The sequence below is a fragment of the Stenotrophomonas sp. NPDC077659 genome, from assembly GCF_050268705.1.
In the GTDB taxonomy this organism is placed as follows: Bacteria; Pseudomonadota; Gammaproteobacteria; order Xanthomonadales; family Xanthomonadaceae; genus Stenotrophomonas.
The window spans coordinates 1-14,862 of record NZ_JBNNHG010000027.1; the positions used below are offsets into that span (position 1 = coordinate 1).

At 66.6% G+C, this 14,862-nt stretch carries 13 protein-coding genes and 2 pseudogenes; 2 read left to right on the forward strand and 13 right to left on the reverse strand.

The window, feature by feature from the left end; genetic code table 11:
* Nucleotides 1-784 (reverse strand): M23 family metallopeptidase (locus ACQKDV_RS06145; protein WP_427782884.1); only part of this gene is annotated, 784 nt, incomplete at its 3' end.
* 12 nt (nt 785-796) lie between these two features.
* Here ACQKDV_RS06145 and ACQKDV_RS06150 point away from each other — a divergent pair.
* Nucleotides 797-1,246, forward strand: coding sequence for a DciA family protein (locus ACQKDV_RS06150; protein ID WP_427782885.1), 450 nt, complete (start codon nt 797-799; stop codon nt 1,244-1,246).
* Between the two features lie 282 nt (nt 1,247-1,528).
* Here ACQKDV_RS06150 and lpxC read toward each other — a convergent pair whose 3' ends face one another.
* The 6 genes and pseudogenes from lpxC to purB form a co-directional block, all read right to left on the reverse strand.
* The gene (gene lpxC / locus ACQKDV_RS06155) at nt 1,529-2,440 is read right to left on the reverse strand and encodes a UDP-3-O-acyl-N-acetylglucosamine deacetylase (RefSeq protein WP_427782886.1); all 912 of its coding nucleotides are present in this window, start codon (nt 2,438-2,440) and stop codon (nt 1,529-1,531) included.
* Nucleotides 2,441-2,622: 182 nt separating this feature from the next.
* Nucleotides 2,623-3,321, reverse strand: a pseudogene (locus tag ACQKDV_RS06160) (cell division protein FtsZ); the annotation flags it as partial.
* Nucleotides 3,313-4,011, reverse strand: a pseudogene (locus ACQKDV_RS06165) (2-oxoglutarate dehydrogenase E1 subunit family protein); the annotation flags it as partial. The pseudogenes ACQKDV_RS06160 and ACQKDV_RS06165, both read right to left, overlap by 9 nt.
* A gap of 187 nt (nt 4,012-4,198) precedes the next feature.
* Nucleotides 4,199-5,101 carry a GNAT family N-acetyltransferase gene (locus ACQKDV_RS06170; protein WP_427782887.1) on the reverse strand — a complete coding sequence of 301 codons (903 nt, stop codon included), beginning with the start codon at nt 5,099-5,101 and terminating at the stop codon, nt 4,199-4,201.
* A gap of 3 nt (nt 5,102-5,104) precedes the next feature.
* Nucleotides 5,105-6,514, reverse strand: a complete 1,410-nt coding sequence (locus ACQKDV_RS06175) for a JmjC domain-containing protein (RefSeq protein WP_427782888.1) — start codon at nt 6,512-6,514, stop codon at nt 5,105-5,107.
* 730 nt (nt 6,515-7,244) lie between these two features.
* Nucleotides 7,245-8,612: an adenylosuccinate lyase gene (purB, locus tag ACQKDV_RS06180; RefSeq protein WP_427782889.1), complete on the reverse strand. Its 1,368-nt coding sequence runs from the start codon at nt 8,610-8,612 to the stop codon at nt 7,245-7,247.
* A 231-nt stretch (nt 8,613-8,843) separates the two neighbouring features.
* On the opposite strand from purB, the gene ACQKDV_RS06185 reads away from it, so the two are divergent.
* Nucleotides 8,844-10,283 (forward strand): class II fumarate hydratase, encoded by a 1,440-nt coding sequence (locus ACQKDV_RS06185; RefSeq protein WP_427782890.1) that lies wholly within the window; start codon nt 8,844-8,846, stop codon nt 10,281-10,283.
* Between the two features lie 159 nt (nt 10,284-10,442).
* Here ACQKDV_RS06185 and ACQKDV_RS06190 read toward each other — a convergent pair whose 3' ends face one another.
* The 6 genes from ACQKDV_RS06190 to ACQKDV_RS06215 all read right to left on the reverse strand — a co-directional run bounded on the left by ACQKDV_RS06190 (nt 10,443) and on the right by ACQKDV_RS06215 (nt 14,782).
* Nucleotides 10,443-10,868, reverse strand: a complete 426-nt coding sequence (locus tag ACQKDV_RS06190) for a hypothetical protein (protein ID WP_427782891.1) — start codon at nt 10,866-10,868, stop codon at nt 10,443-10,445.
* Nucleotides 10,869-10,974: 106 nt separating this feature from the next.
* Nucleotides 10,975-11,589, reverse strand: coding sequence for a hypothetical protein (locus ACQKDV_RS06195; protein WP_427782892.1), 615 nt, complete (start codon nt 11,587-11,589; stop codon nt 10,975-10,977).
* Nucleotides 11,590-11,616: 27 nt separating this feature from the next.
* Nucleotides 11,617-12,504, reverse strand: a complete 888-nt coding sequence (locus tag ACQKDV_RS06200; protein ID WP_427782893.1) for a GIN domain-containing protein — start codon at nt 12,502-12,504, stop codon at nt 11,617-11,619.
* A 21-nt stretch (nt 12,505-12,525) separates the two neighbouring features.
* Complete coding sequence (locus ACQKDV_RS06205) at nt 12,526-13,551, reverse strand: hypothetical protein (protein ID WP_427782894.1); 1,026 nt, start codon at nt 13,549-13,551, stop codon at nt 12,526-12,528.
* Nucleotides 13,548-14,423 (reverse strand): ABC transporter ATP-binding protein, encoded by an 876-nt coding sequence (locus ACQKDV_RS06210; protein WP_427782895.1) that lies wholly within the window; start codon nt 14,421-14,423, stop codon nt 13,548-13,550. The genes ACQKDV_RS06205 and ACQKDV_RS06210 overlap by 4 nt, the downstream gene beginning before the upstream one ends.
* Nucleotides 14,423-14,782, reverse strand: a complete 360-nt coding sequence (locus ACQKDV_RS06215) for a GntR family transcriptional regulator (protein ID WP_150455070.1) — start codon at nt 14,780-14,782, stop codon at nt 14,423-14,425. The genes ACQKDV_RS06210 and ACQKDV_RS06215 overlap by 1 nt, the downstream gene beginning before the upstream one ends.
* Nucleotides 14,783-14,862 lie beyond the last annotated feature (80 nt).

Here is a 14,862-nt window from a genome sequence, read left to right on the forward strand (position 1 = left end):
CCTTCACCACCAGGCGCGAATTGTGCGCGTAGCGGGTGACATAGCCGTTGCCATGGTCGACGTCGACCACGTTGCCGTAGCCGCCCTTCACGCCGGAGAAGCTGACCACACCATCGGCCACGGCCATCACCGGGTCGCCCACCTTGGCGTGGAAGTCCATGCCCTTGTGGGTGGCGGCACCGCGGCCGAACGGGTCGGCACGGGTACCGAAGCCGGAGGTCACGTAGCTGTTGCGGATCGGCATGCGCGAGGGCACGGCGTTCTGCTGCAGCTGGTGGTCGAACATCAGCGATTCCATCACCGACAACTGGCGGCCTGAAGCAGCAAAGCGCTGCTCCAGCACCTGTAAGTCGGCGTTGACGTCCTTCACCGGGATGTCCGAGGTCGGGCCGCCGGCATCGCCGTCACCCAGGCCGGGGGTCTCGTTGAAGTCGAACTCGCCGTCTTCCAGCTTGCCCATCTGGGTCAGCCGCTCGCCCAGGGCGTTCAGGCGGGTGGCCTGTGCTTGCAGCTCGCCCAGGCGTGCGGCCAGGGCGTTGACCTGGGTCTGCGCATCGCGCTGGACCTTGGCCAGTTCGGCTTCCTGGCGGTCGACTTTGGCCTGCAGGCGCGAATCATTGAGCGCACTGGCGCCAATGCCGCCAGCAAGGCCGATAATGCAGCCTACCCCGAGCACGCTGCCCAGCAGGGCGCGGGGGCGGTCCTCGAAATAGAACCGCAGACGCGCGATCGGCGATTTGGCCTGCCCTTCACGCGTTTTGATTACGATCTTTTTGAATGCCATCAGTGAGTTTTCATGTCTGAGCCGAAATCCAGCGTTCGTCCCGCGACCAGGCCGAAACCGGCGCTGGATGCAGTGATGGCGGACAAAAGCGGGAACCCTCTGCGTCGTGCCCTGTGGCTCGATGCGCTGGACCGTCAGTTGCGCCCCCAGTTACCGCCCGCGTTGCGCAACCGTTGCCGGCTGGCCAATGTGGACGGGGAACACCTCGTTTTTCTCGTCGAATCCCCGGTCTGGCATGCCAAATTGCGGCTTGCCGAAGCCCAGTTGCTCGACGCGGCCCGGTCCATCGGGCTGAAGGCCACCAGGGTGACCATCAAGACTGCGTCATCCACCCCCACGCGCTCCCCAGCGCACGACAACCGGAATGGCCCCCACGCAGTTTCAGCCGCCACGCACAAAGGGCTACGCGACGCCTTGGCGGCCCTGCAGGATGCCCCGGTCAAACCGAAGCAAGGGTCCTGAGAACAACGGAGCATCCCGCTCCGATCCCCGTCGCGCGTGTCACCGCAGCGTGAAACATTTTCGGGGGCCGGGTCGCATCCTAGCCGCCCAGAGTGGTCGAGTCGTTAGATTGTTGTTAAATAATCGTTATATTCAGGCTTTCCCCCGCTCTGGTTCACAAAACCGTGATCCGGTGCCTACAGTTGCGTCACGCGCTGCACCATTCAGCCCGCCGCGCCCGGAAACGACAACGCCGCCCTGGGAGGCGGCGCTTTCTGCTTTTATTTCAACAACCTGCGGCAGTCAGGCGTAGGCGGGAACCGCGTACACCACCGGATCTTCGGCGGTCGGCGACTCGTAGGTCACCCATTCCCAGGCGGTGGCATCGGCCATCAGCGCACGCACCAGCTTGTTGTTGAGCGCGTGGCCGGACTTGAAGCCTTCATAGGCGCCCAGCACCTGGCCACCGGCCAGGTACAGATCGCCGATGGCGTCGAGGATCTTGTGACGCACGAATTCGTCGGCATAACGCAGGCCGTCTTCGTTGAGCACGCGGAATTCGTCCAGCACGATGGCGTTGTCCATCGACCCGCCCAGGCCCAGGTTGCGCTCGCGCATGTACTCCAGGTCACGCATGAAACCAAAGGTGCGCGCGCGGGAGATTTCCTTGGTGTAGGCCATCGTGGAGAACTCGATTTCCTGGCGCGACTGCTTGGCCGGGATCATCGGGTGGTCGAACTGGATGGTGAAGCCCAGCTTGTAGCCCTCGTAGGGGGTGAAGCGGGCCACCTTGTCGCCCTCGGTCACTTCCACGGTCTTCAGCACGCGGATGAAGCGCTTGGGCGCATCCTGTTCCACGATGCCCGCCGACTGCAGCAGGAACACGAACGGGCCGGACGAACCGTCCATGATCGGCAGCTCGGCCGAGGACAGTTCGACGATGATGTTGTCCACACCCAGGCCAGCCAGTGCCGACATCAGATGTTCGACGGTCTGGACCTTGGCGTCATTGCAGGTCAGGCCGGTGCACAGGGTGACTTCGGTGACCAGTTCGGCCTTGGCCGGCACTTCCACCACCGGGTCCAGGTCCACGCGCCGGAACACGATGCCGTGGTTGACCGGTGCCGGGCGCAGGGTCATGTAGACCTTGTCACCGCTGTGCAGGCCAACGCCGGTGGCGCGGATCGTGTTCTTGAGGGTGCGTTGCTGGATCATGGGGGCAGACCTGAAATGACACACTAGATTAACACGCAGGCCCCCATACCCCGGCTGAAAGCCCGTCGCGGCTGCCGGTGGGACACGCGTGAAGCAAGGCAGCCGGGCCCATCCTGGCCCGGCGCCTGCATTTTCAGGACATGGTGGCGCAACCCGGGGGGGACAAGCCCCGGGCAGCTCCCTTAGTCCGCCTGGCGGCGCAGGAACGCCGGGATGTCCAGGTAATCGTTGGGCAGTTCAGCCGCGGCCGGGGCCGAGGAGGCCGGCGCCGACGGGGTCGAAGCGGCCACGCTGTCGCTGCTGGCACGGCGCAGGCCCAGGCCCATGCCGCCGACGGCCTTGGACACGGCGTCGCCACCGTTGTCGAAATCACCGAATTCCGGCTGGCCGGTGGTCGCATTGCGCACCAGCTTGATCGGGGCGCGTTCGCCCGGACGCTGGCTCTTGCTGGCCGAGACGCGGTTCAGGCCGGTGGCGACCACGGTCACGCGCACTTCGTCCTGCATGTCCGGGTCGAGCACCGTACCCACCACCACGGTGGCATCTTCAGACGCGAAGCCATCGATGGTGCGGCCGATCTCGTCGAACTCGGCCATGGTGAAGTCGGCACCGGCGGTGATGTTGACCAGGATGCCGTTGGCGCCGGCCAGGTTCACATCGTCCAGCAGCGGGTTCTGGATGGCGGCTTCGGCGGCGGCCTGGGCGCGGTCATCGCCACGGGCGGTGCCGGTACCCATCATCGCCAGGCCCATTTCGGACATGACGGTGCGCACGTCGGCGAAGTCGACGTTGATCAGGCCCGGACGCACGATCAGATCGGCGATGCCCTGCACGGCGCCCTGCAGCACGTCGTTGGCGGCACGGAAGGCCTGGATCAGCGAATCGCCGCCTTCCAGCGAGAAGCGCTTCTGGCCGACGTACTTGGTGTGCAGGTAGCGCTCGAGGCCTTCGGCGGCGGTCAGGCGTTCCAGCGTGCGGCGCTGGGTGTCAGCGTCCAGCTGGTAGTTGCCACCGGCCAGTTCCAGCTTTTTGTAGATCCACTGGCGCTGCTCCACCTCGGCGATGTGCATGAACTCTGCACCGATCGAGCCGGTGTAGGTCGCCTTCAGGCGCGCCAGCAGGTCACGCAGCTTCATGCGCGGCTGGCCGCCGACACCACCGGTGCTGAACTCGCTGTTGAGATCGCCGTCGGACAGGCTGTGGAACGGCAGGCCCAGGTCCGGGGTGTTGACCGGCGTGGTCAGGCCCAGCGGGTCCAGGCGCGCATCGAGGTGGCCGCGTGAACGGTAGGCGGTGATCAGACGACCGACATTGCGCTCACGCTCGTCGCCCGCACCCGTACCGGTGCCGGCTTTCAGCGCATCCTTGGCCGCGTCCGCGATGTGGGAGATGACGGCCGAGTGCGGAATGTCGCCTGCTTCGCGGCCCTTGAAGCCGTCGAAGTAGGTCTTCCATTTGGGATCGACACTATCCGGGGAGACCAGGTACTGCTCGTACAGGTCCTCGACATAGGAGGCGTTGCCGCCGGCGAGTTGCGAAGATTGCGCAAACTGCTTCAGTTGATTGTCCACGATGGAGGGTGTTGATTCGCTTTGTGGGGTATGGCTTCAGAAGGACCCTGCAGGAAGATGAATAGCCCTGCACGGGCGCGTTCAAACAGCCAAATTGTACCCCCATCCGCACACGAAGGGGCACCGCTGGCGGCATTGCACGCCCCCCGATGTCGCTCCCAGACAGGTTTGTCCGCGACTGCGCCGCTCAGATGCCGAGCACGCGCAATTCGCTGCAATCGCGCGAATGGTCCCAGATGCGCTGCAATTGCTGCTCGAACGGCTGCGAACGTGCCGGCAGCGCAATGCCGGCGTCGCCGTCGAGGCGATGGCCGATGAGACGAAAGTAGAAGTCGCCTGCATCGTTGACCAGACAGGCCGAGGCCAGTGCACGGTCGATGGGGTCGCTCACCTGGCGGAACTGGATCACGCTGGGCAGGCGCTGGGCCAGGGCCAGCAGCGGTGACCCGGCCGACGCGATGGCAGCGGCATCGTGCACCATCACCCGCAGTTGCTTGTCGTGGCGGGTGGTGGCGAAGCGGCGCAGTGCCGCCTGCACCGGTGGCGCATCCAGCAGCCCAGGGTCGAGCTGGCGGCTGTGCAGCCACAACTGGCGCCGGGCACGGTGGATGATGGCGGTGGTGATGGCCACGGCCTCGGCCCGGCTGTCGATGGCGCTGGCCACGCCCAGCCGGCGGCGCATCTGCTGGTGGCCGATGCCGGCCTCCTCGAACACCTCGCCCTCGGGCAGGAAGCCCTGTCGGGCATAGAAATCCCGCGCAGGCAGCTGTGCATGCAGGTGCACCTCGGCCAGGCCGAGCTGGCGCCCGGCCTGCACCAGGGCCTCAAGCAGGGCCTCGCCCACGCCCTGGCTGCGCTGGCTGGCCAGCACCGCCATGCGTCCGATGCGGCCATCGGGGGCCAGGCGCCCGGTGCCGACCGGCTGGCCATCGGCATCCAGCGCAAGCACGTGGGCGCAGACCGGGTCCAGGGCATCGCGTTCGAGTTCGGCGGCAATGCCCTGTTCCTGCACGAACACCCGCTGCCGCACGTCGTGGATGGCGACGTGGGCATCGGCGTGGCTGACCTGCTGGACCCGGATCGTGGCCATGGCTCAGGCGTGACCGTTGCCGCTGTCGTCTTCGTCGTGGTCTTCGAAGTTGACGATGACCTCGATGCCATCGTCGTGCACGGTCACGGTGTGGACATCGTCGGATACCACCTCGTCGTGCAGTTCGGCCACCTGGTCGTGGCCTTCGACCACTTCACCCAGCACCGCCGCGTCCTCGTCTTCGTCCTCGGCGTCATAGACCTCGTTCGGGTCGATCAGCTGGAACACGCCACCGACCAGCAGCTGCTGCAGCACCGCGCGGCCCTTGTCGGACAGACCCCGGTAGGCCGCTGCGTCGAGCTGCTCGGCACCGGCCAGGCGCTGCGCGTCCTTCACCGGCAGGGCAAAATCCTGGCCGCTGACATACAGGCTGGCACCGCGCTTGGCCCGGCGCCAGGCCAGGCGTGCCCACGGGTGGCGCTGCAGCAGCAGGCCCGAAGCCAGGGCCTGGACCACTTCCTCTGCTGCCGGTGCCGCCTGGTGGGCCATCACTTCACCCGCCGCACGGTAGGTGGTGATGAAACGGCCGAACCAGTCGCCCAGCTTGTCAGGGTCGTTCATGCGGATGGCGTTGAGTGCAGTGATCACCCGCGCCATCGCCACCGTGTCGATTTCATTCGGATCGGCCGGCATCTTCAGATCGGGATCCTGGTAACGGATGTTCTCGTCGGCATCGGCGATGAGGGTGTCCAGGTAGTCGCTGATCAACTCGGCCGACGCCGGCGCACGCATGCCGAAGGAGAAGGTCAGGCAGGGATCTTCGGCCACGCCGTGATGCGGCACGTTCGGCGGCAGGTACAGCATGTCGCCCGGTGCCAGCACCCAGTCATGGGTGGGCTTGAACACCTGCAGCAGCTTCAGCTCCACGTCCGGGCGGAAGTCCAGCAAAGGCCGCCTGCCCTTGATCGATTCGCTGGCGTCGATCTGCCAGCGGCGGTGGCCGTAGGCCTGCAGCAGGAAAACGTCGTACTGGTCGACGTGGGCACCGACCGAGCCGCCGGTGGCGGCGAAGCTGATCATCACGTCATCCATGCGCCAGCGCGGCAGGAAGCTGAAGTGCTCGATCAGGGCGCGCACGTCCGGGTCCCACTTGTCGACGTCCTGCACCAGCAGGGTCCAATCGTGGTCGGGCAGGGCGGGGAAGATGTCTTCCTGGAACGGACCGCTGCGCACGCGCCAGCTGTCCTGGGTCTTGTCGTGTTCGATCAGCCGCGCCAGCACCCCTTCCTCGCAGGCCAGGCCGGCAAGGTCTTCCGGCTGCACCGGGGTCTGGAAATCGGGGAAGGCATTGCGGATCAGCAGCGGGCGTTTCTGCCAGAAGTCGCGCAGGAAGGTGGCCGGGGCCATGCCCAGCGGCTGGCCGGGGCGGGCGGTGACTTCGATGAGCGGAGCGGTGGACTTGCGGGCGGCCATGGGGGATTCCTTGCAGCGGAAAGCGGGAGGGGCGGCGTGGCGGGCCGCCTGAGATCTCCATTGTCCGCCGTTCGCGGGCATTGCGCACGTGCGCGGGATTGTCGCGGGGGGATCCGGCCAACGGCTGAGCCCCTCGTGGCGGTGTGGGTTCACAAGCAAAAGCCGCGCTTGGCCGGGTGGGTGGGCTGCGCGGGGGACGCTGCAAGTACGTCCATGTAAGCTCGGTCGCCGCATCCATGCGGCTCACGCCCCCGCGCAGCCCACCCGCCCGGCCCCTGACAGTTTCCTGCGCGGCCCGCCACGGAATGGAAGAAGAAAAGCAAAGGCAACGGCGGGTCGCGCGCTGCGCTTGCTCGTGCCGTTGTCCATGCGAAAGGCAGCCGAGCATGGGTTCGGCTCTACAGAAAGGCCAAAAGCAAAGAGGGACGCGGCGAAGCCGCGTCCCTCTTTCAAATTCCGTCCCGACAACGTCATCCACGCATGGCGTGGATCTACTCATCCGTCACCGGGAATCTGTCAGAGGTGGGGCGGGTTGGGTTCGCGGGACCGCAGGCGCCATGGATGGCGCCTACGAGCCTCCAAGGATGGATTCACGGCGTGTCCCGCGAACCCAACCCGCCCCGCCAGGCACGGCATAACCCAGAGCCGCTTTTGACGTTGCCGTTGCCGTTGCCCTGGCAGTAAAGCCTGCCGCAGGCAGCGCACGCGGCCGCCGCCGCAAGGAAACCCCTTAGATCTTCTTCGCCAGCGCCTCAGCCAGGCCGGTGTAACTACCCGGGGTCATCTCACGCAGCGCCTGCTTGGCGTCTTCCGGCAGCGCCAGCGTCTCCACGAACGCGCGCATCGACTCGGCCGTGATGCCCTGGCCACGGGTCAGCGCCTTCAACTGCTCGTACGGGTTCGGCAGGCCGTGACGACGCATCACCGTCTGCACGGCTTCGGCCAGCACTTCCCACGCCGCATCCAGATCGGCATCCAGGCGCTGCGGGTTCACTTCCAGCTTGCCCAGGCCCTTGGCCAGCGAATCCAGTGCCACCAGGCCGTGGCCGAACGCGGTGCCCAGTGCACGCAGCACGGTGGAATCGGTCAGGTCGCGCTGCCAGCGGCTGATCGGCAGCTTCGCGCTGAAATGCTCGAACAGCGCGTTGGCGATGCCGAAGTTGCCCTCGGCATTCTCGAAATCGATCGGGTTCACCTTGTGCGGCATCGTCGACGAACCGACTTCGCCTTCCTTCAGGCGCTGCTTGAAGTAGCCCAGCGAGATGTAGCCCCAGATGTCGCGGGCCAGGTCGATCAGGATGATGTTGGCGCGGCGGGCGGCATCACCGATCTCGGCGATGTTGTCGTGTGGCTCGATCTGCGTGGTGTACGGGTTGAACACCAGGCCCAGGCTGGTCACGAAACGCTCGGCGAAGGCCGGCCAGTCCACGGCCGGGTAGCTGGCCACGTGGGCGTTGTAGTTGCCCACCGCGCCGTTGATCTTGCCGGTCAGTTCGACCGCGGCGATCTGCCTGCGCTGGCGCTCCAGGCGGGCAACCACGTTGGCCAGCTCCTTGCCCAGGGTGGTGGGCGAGGCGGTCTGGCCGTGGGTGCGCGACAGCATCGGCTGTGCGGCCTGGGCGTGGGCCAGGGTGCGCAGGGTGGCGGCGATGCCATCCAGGCTTGGCAGCAGCACTTCGCGGCGGGCCTGTTCCAGCATCAGGCCGTAGCTGAGGTTGTTGATGTCCTCGCTGGTGCAGGCGAAATGCACGAATTCCAGTGCCGGGGCCAGCTCGGCATCGTCCTTCAGCTGTTCCTTGATGAAGTACTCCACCGCCTTGACGTCATGGTTGGTGGTGCGCTCGATCTCCTTCACGCGTGCGGCCTGGGCCGGGGTGAGGTTGGCGGCGAGGGCGCGCAGGCGGGTGGTGGCGGCCTCGGAGAACGCGGCCAGTTCGACGATGCCCGGCTCGGCGCCCAGGGCCAACAGCCATTCCACCTCGACCGTGATGCGGGCCTTGATCAGGCCGTACTCGGAGAAGATCGGGCGCAGGGCGTCGACCTTGCCGGCATAGCGGCCATCGAGCGGGGACAGGGCGAGCAGGGCGGAATCGGACATGTCGGCAGGGCTGGGGCGAGCGGCGGGGGGCATATTCTACGACGCGCAGAGCTGCCGCGCTGCGCGCTCGCCGGGCATGGCCCGGCGCTACCGGCCGGACGGTGGGGGCCACCTGTGGGATCCCATGCTGCGGGCAAGGGAGTATCGTTGGCACAGCCGCCAGCCCGGGAAGTGACTCCTTGCCAGCCGTCGCTTTCCTTTCCCCAACAGAAGCAATGCGGAGTTGATGCAATGAGCAAAACTGCAAGCAAGGGCAAGACGCCCGGGTTCCGGATCGAGCACGACAGCATGGGTGAGCTGCAGGTGCCTGCCGACGCCCTGTGGGGCGCGCAGACCCAGCGTGCCGTGGAGAATTTCCCGGTCTCGGGCCAGCGCATGCCGCGCGGTTTCATCCGCGCCCTCGGCCTGGTGAAGGGCGCCGCCGCTGGCGTCAACGCCGAGCTGGGCCACCTGCCCAAGGTCGTGGCCAAGGCCATCCAGGTTGCCGCAGCCGAAGTGTCGGCCGGTGACTGGGACGCGCATTTCCCGATCGATGTCTACCAGACCGGTTCGGGCACCTCGTCCAACATGAATGCCAACGAGGTCATCGCCACCCTGGCCAATCGGGCCGGCAAGGCGGGCAAGACCACCGTGCACCCGAACGACCACGTCAACCAGGGGCAGAGCTCCAATGATGTGATCCCGACCGCGCTGCGCGTGTCGGCAGTGCTGGCCGTGCACGAACAGTTGCTGCCGGCGCTGGTGCACCTGCGCAGGGCCCTGGACAAGAAAGGCCGCAGTCTGCGCAAGGTGGTCAAGACCGGCCGCACCCACCTGATGGATGCGATGCCGCTGACCTTCGAGCAGGAGTTCGGTACCTGGTCGGCGCAGCTGGCGTCGGCGCAGGAGCGCATCGAGGACAGCCTCAAGCGCGTGCGCCGCCTGCCGCTGGGCGGCACTGCCATCGGCACCGGCATCAATGCCGATCCGCGTTTTGGTTCGCAGGTTGCCAAGGCCCTCAAGCAGCAGACCGGTTTCAAGTTCGACAGCGCCGAAAACAAGTTCGAAGGGCTGGCCGCGCAGGACGATGCCGTGGAACTGTCCGGCCAGCTCAATGCTCTGGCGGTGGCCCTGATCAAGATCGCCAATGATCTGCGCTGGATGAATGCCGGCCCGCTGGCCGGGCTGGGCGAGATCGAACTGCCGGCGCTGCAGCCGGGCAGCTCGATCATGCCGGGCAAGGTCAATCCGGTCATTCCCGAGGCGACGGTGATGGCCTGCGCGCAGGTGATCGGCCACCACACGGCGATCACCGTGGCCGGGCAGACCGGAAACTTCCAGCTCAATGTCACCCTGCCGCTGATTGCAGTGAACCTGCTTGATGGCATCGGCCTGCTGGCCAACGTATCCACCCTGCTGGCTGACAGCGCCATTGCCGGTCTGAAGGTGCGCGAGGACCGCGTGGCCGAAGCGTTGGCGCGCAACCCGATCCTGGTGACCGCGTTGAACCCGATCATCGGCTATGAGAAGGCCGCAGCCATCGCCAAGCGTGCCTACAAGGAGCAGCGCCCGGTGCTGGATGTGGCAGTGGAGGACAGCGGCCTGGGCGAAGCCGAACTGCGCCGCCTGCTGGACCCGACCGCACTGACTGCAGGTGGCATCCAGGCCGGCGGCGGTGGCGCTGGCGGCTGATCGGGTAGTGCCGGGCCATGCCCTGCGGATGGCCGGACAGCCGAGCGGCGGGGAGACAGCCGAGCATGGGCTCGGCTCTACAGGTAAGGTAGTGTCGGGCCATGCCCGGCGGATGGCCGGATGAACGAAAACGCCGCCCCCGGGGCGGCGTTTTTCATTTCAGCGACGGTCGGCGACGATGTTGCTGAAGGTCTCGGTGTAATCCTTGAACTCCGGGATGGTCTGCACCAGATCCGGCGGGATCACCTCCATGCCGTCCGGTGGCTGGATCTTCACTGGCTGCATGTCGGGGTCGGCGGGGGCGGCCACCAGGGTGTTCTGGCGCAGCACCTGCAGTTTTCCGAACATCGTCTGCAGCATCTGCCGCTGGCCATCGTTGAGCGGGATCTGGATCTCGTCGATCTTCATCGTGCCGTCGGGCAGGATGATGATGTTCGGTGCCGGCTGGCGGCGCACGGTCACCATGCTGTCGCTGACGGAGATCTTGGGCTTGCCGCGTTCGGCGCGGTGGTTGCGGTAGTCCTGGTCGCAGCCGGCCAGACCCAGGCAGAGCAGGGCGACCAGCAGCAGCAACAGTTTCTTCATGGCGGTTCAATCGGGTGCATCGGGGCCGCCATTGTAAGCCCGGGCGGGCCCGGTGCGGCCGGCAATGGGTCAGGTTGCCGGCCGGGTGCGGGGACGTGTTACAGGGTCAGCGGTTGACGACCTTGTGCTTGTCGCAGTCGTCGATGTCGCTCTGGTCCATGGTCGCGTAAGGCTTGAATGCCGGTAGATCGCGGGCCAGTGCCTGCTGGCTGGCCAGCATCGCCGGCAGCCGGTTGCACAGCTGCTTGGCCTGCGCCTCGATCTTCTCGGCTTCGGCGTTGATGCGCTTCTCGATGCCGTCGGTGTCGCCACTGAACACGCCCTTGATCGCCTCGCTCGCCGCGCTGGCGCCGAGCCTGGCACCGGCTACACCGATCTCCATGCCGTCCTGGGCGATGCCGGCGATGTGTCCGCGGTAGTCGAGCAGCTGGCGACGCTGGGCCGCAGTGGTCTCCACTTCCTTGCCGTCGATCAGCAGTCGGCCGTCCGGAGTGATTTCCGCCCGCGGCTGCGTGTCCGAGGAGATATTGATGTTGCCCTTGGCAATCTCCTCGCGGGCCTTGTCGGTAGCTTCCTTGACGGTCTTTCCGATCCCGCCGGTGGCTTCGGCCACCGCCTTGCCCGGCGAGTTATCGGTGGAGGACGACGAGGACGAGGTGTCGCCACAGGCGATCAGCGGCAGGCACAGCAGGACGGCAGGCATCAGGCGCAGCAGGTTCATGGCGTTCCCCTCAAGGCAATGGATGGTTTACTTGCCGCGCGGCAGGGTGACCTTGCCGCCAATGTCGCGATGGCGGACCTCGCCACTGCCGCTGTGGTCGACGGCGAGGCTGCCGCCGGCACCATTGACGGTGATGTCGCCCGAACCGTGGCTGCGCACGTGCACGTTGCCGCCGGTCTGGTCGATGTCCACGTCGCCGGAGCCGATCACGCCGATCTCGATGTTGCCCTTCACCTGGCGGAAGCCGATGTCGCCCGAGCCGACCGTGTCCAGCCGCGCGTTGCCGCGCACGTCGCTGACCTTCAGGTCGCCTGACCCCACGGTACCGACCACGACGTCGCCGCCGATGGTGCGGGCCTTGACGTCACCCGAGCCGAGCGAGAGCAGGTTCAGCGACGCGGCACCGTCGATGTCCAGGTCGCCCGAGCCGACGGCGGCATGCACGCTGCCGCGGGTGCCACGGGCAACGCCGTCACCGGAGCCGATGTCCATGCTCAGCGACTGTGCGTTGTCGATGCTGGCATCGCCGGAGCCGATGCGGAACTGCAGCGGCAGGTTGTCCGGCACGCTGCCGCGGATGTCCAGCCAGGCGTAGGTGTTGCCCATGCTCAGGCTGGAGCGGCCGTCGCGGCGCAGGCGGACCACCAGCTTGTCGCCCTCGCGGCGCTGGTCCAGCACCAGCTGCTGCAGCCAGCTCTGATCGGAGGCACAGGCGCGGCCGTCCAGCTGGCCACCGCCGGCACTGGCGATCACCTTCAGGTCGTGCTGGTTGACTTCGAACACCACGGCCTTGGCGCCAGTAGCGTCCAGCTTCAGCGAGCGCGGCGCGGAGAACTTGCAGTTCGGTGTGTCGGCGGCCCGCACCGACAGCGGCAACAGCAGCAACAGGGCACTACAGGCGAGCAGGGTACGCATGGTGGTCTCTCCGGAAAGGGATCAGATTTCGCCGGCGCGCTTGCGCAGGCGGATGGCCAGGATGATGAAGGCGACGCCGAACGCTGCACCGATCCACAGGTCGGGCATGGCCAGGGTCTTGAGCTGCTCGGCCGGGCTCATCAGCGCGGTCAGTGATTCGACGCTCTTGGCGTCGTCGCTCGCGGCGAGGCGGTAGACCAGGTCCACGCCCGGCACCGTGCCCAGCAGCAGACGGCCGACGATGTGCTGCCAGAACCAGCCGGTGGTCATGTCGAACGCATGCATCAGCTTGGTGGTGCTGACGATGATGCCGGCGAACAGCGGCAGCATGACCGCCCACAGGAACGGCTTGCTCTTGGCCCAGGCCGAGCACAGCAGCAGCCAGCCGGCCGTCGGCAGGGCCCACAGCGCGTACACCGGGATGGCGGTCAGCAGCCCTGCGCTCAGGGTCAGTGGGCTGGCCGGGCCCCAGATCAGGGTGGTCGCGCTGCCGCCGTGGGTGACCGCGACGATGCTGATGATGAGCAGGAAGCCGAACATGGTGGCGACGGCGGCCAGGGTGGCCACAAGCGGCGCGATGATCAGGGCGCTTATCGCTTTGGACAGAACGGTCTGGGTGTCCGACAGCGGCAGCGACTTCCAGAACAGGATGCTGCGGTCGCGGCGATCGTCGTACAGGGCGCCCAGGCAGTAGAAGAACACCACGAAGGCGAGCACCAGGAAGGGCCAGGTGGAGCTGAGCAGCAAGGTCAAATCCAGGCCGTTGCCGAGGTCGGCCATGTCCTTGGCGCTGATCTTCTGGGTCAGCAGGGCCAGGTCCAGGCCGTTGATGTTCACGTTCTCGCCGTCGACGTGCAGGCCGCCGTCGCGGGCGGCGCGGTGCAGGGCGAACAGGCCCAGGCCGATGCCCACAGCGCTCATCAGCAGCGAGACGATGCCGGCGATCAGCGGGGCGTAGAAGAAGCCGCCGCGGTTCTCCCAGTATTCGCGCTTGAGCAGCCAGCGCAGGGTGCCTGCGGGGCTGACCGGATGGTTGACGGCATTCATGCGTAGGTCCCCTTCATGACAGCGACGAACAGATCGGCCAGGCCCGCGTTGCGGATCTCGCCCAGGGTGGAAAGCTGGCTGCGCGGCACGCCGTCATACAGCAGCACGGTCTTGCCGAAGGCCTGGCTGCGCTCGTCGATCGGCTTCAGTGCACGCGCGGTTTCCAGCTGCTCTGCGCCCACCAGCAGTTCGGTATAGCGCTCGGCCACCTCGTCCATCTCCGCGCTGAGCACCACGCGGCCATCGCGGATGAACATCACGTCGCTGAGGATGTGTTCGATCTCTTCCACCTGGTGGGTGGTGACGATGATGGTCTTCTGTTCGTCGAAGTAATCCTCCAGCAGGCGCTGGTAGAACTCCTTGCGGTACAGGATGTCCAGGCCCAGGGTCGGCTCGTCCAGCACCAGGATGCGGGCATCGATGGCCATCACCAGGGCCAGGTGCAGCTGCACGATCATGCCCTTGGACAGCTCGCGCACGCGCTGCTTGGGCTGCAGCTTGGTGTTGGCCAGGAAGCGTTCGCAGCGGGCGCGGTCGAAGCGCGGGTGCACGCCGGCAACGAAATCGATCGCTTCGCGCACCTTCAGCCAGCGCGGCAGCACGGCCACGTCGGCGATGAAGCAGATGTCCTTCATCAGCTCATCGCGGTGCAGGCGCGGGTCGCGGCCCAGCACGGACAGTTCGCCTTCCACCGGGGTCAGGCCGAGGATGGCCTTCAATGCGGTGGTCTTGCCGGCGCCATTGGGCCCGATCAGGCCGACGATGCGGCCGGCCGGGATGGAAAAACTGGCGTTGTCGAGGGCAACGGTGTTCTTGTAGGCCTTGCGCAGGCCTTTGGCGGTGATGACAGCTTCGCTTGCGACGGTACTCATCAGATCTTCCCCTGGGGCAGCAATTCGTCGAGGCTCAGGCCCAGGCGCTGGATGCGCTCCAGGACGGCCGGCCATTCTTCATTGAGGAAGCGTTCGCGCTCGCTGCTGCGCAGCTGCGTGGCGGCTGCCTCGGTCATGAACATGCCCAGCCCGCGGCGCTTCTCGACCAGGCCTTCATCGGCCAGTTCCTGGTAGGCGCGCGAAACGGTGATGGGGTTGAGCTGGTAGTCGGCGGCCACCTGGCGCACCGAGGGCAGGGCATCGCCCGGCTTGAGGATTCCGTCGAGCATCATGGCGATCACGCGCTCCTTCAGCTGGCGGTAGATGGGAGCGCCGTCGCTCCACTGGATGTCGCTCATGTTCAGCTCCGTGGGGTCAGCGGCTGTGCGAACGAGAAGTACGGCATGGACAGGGAGCTGTGCAGCCGACGCGGGGGAGG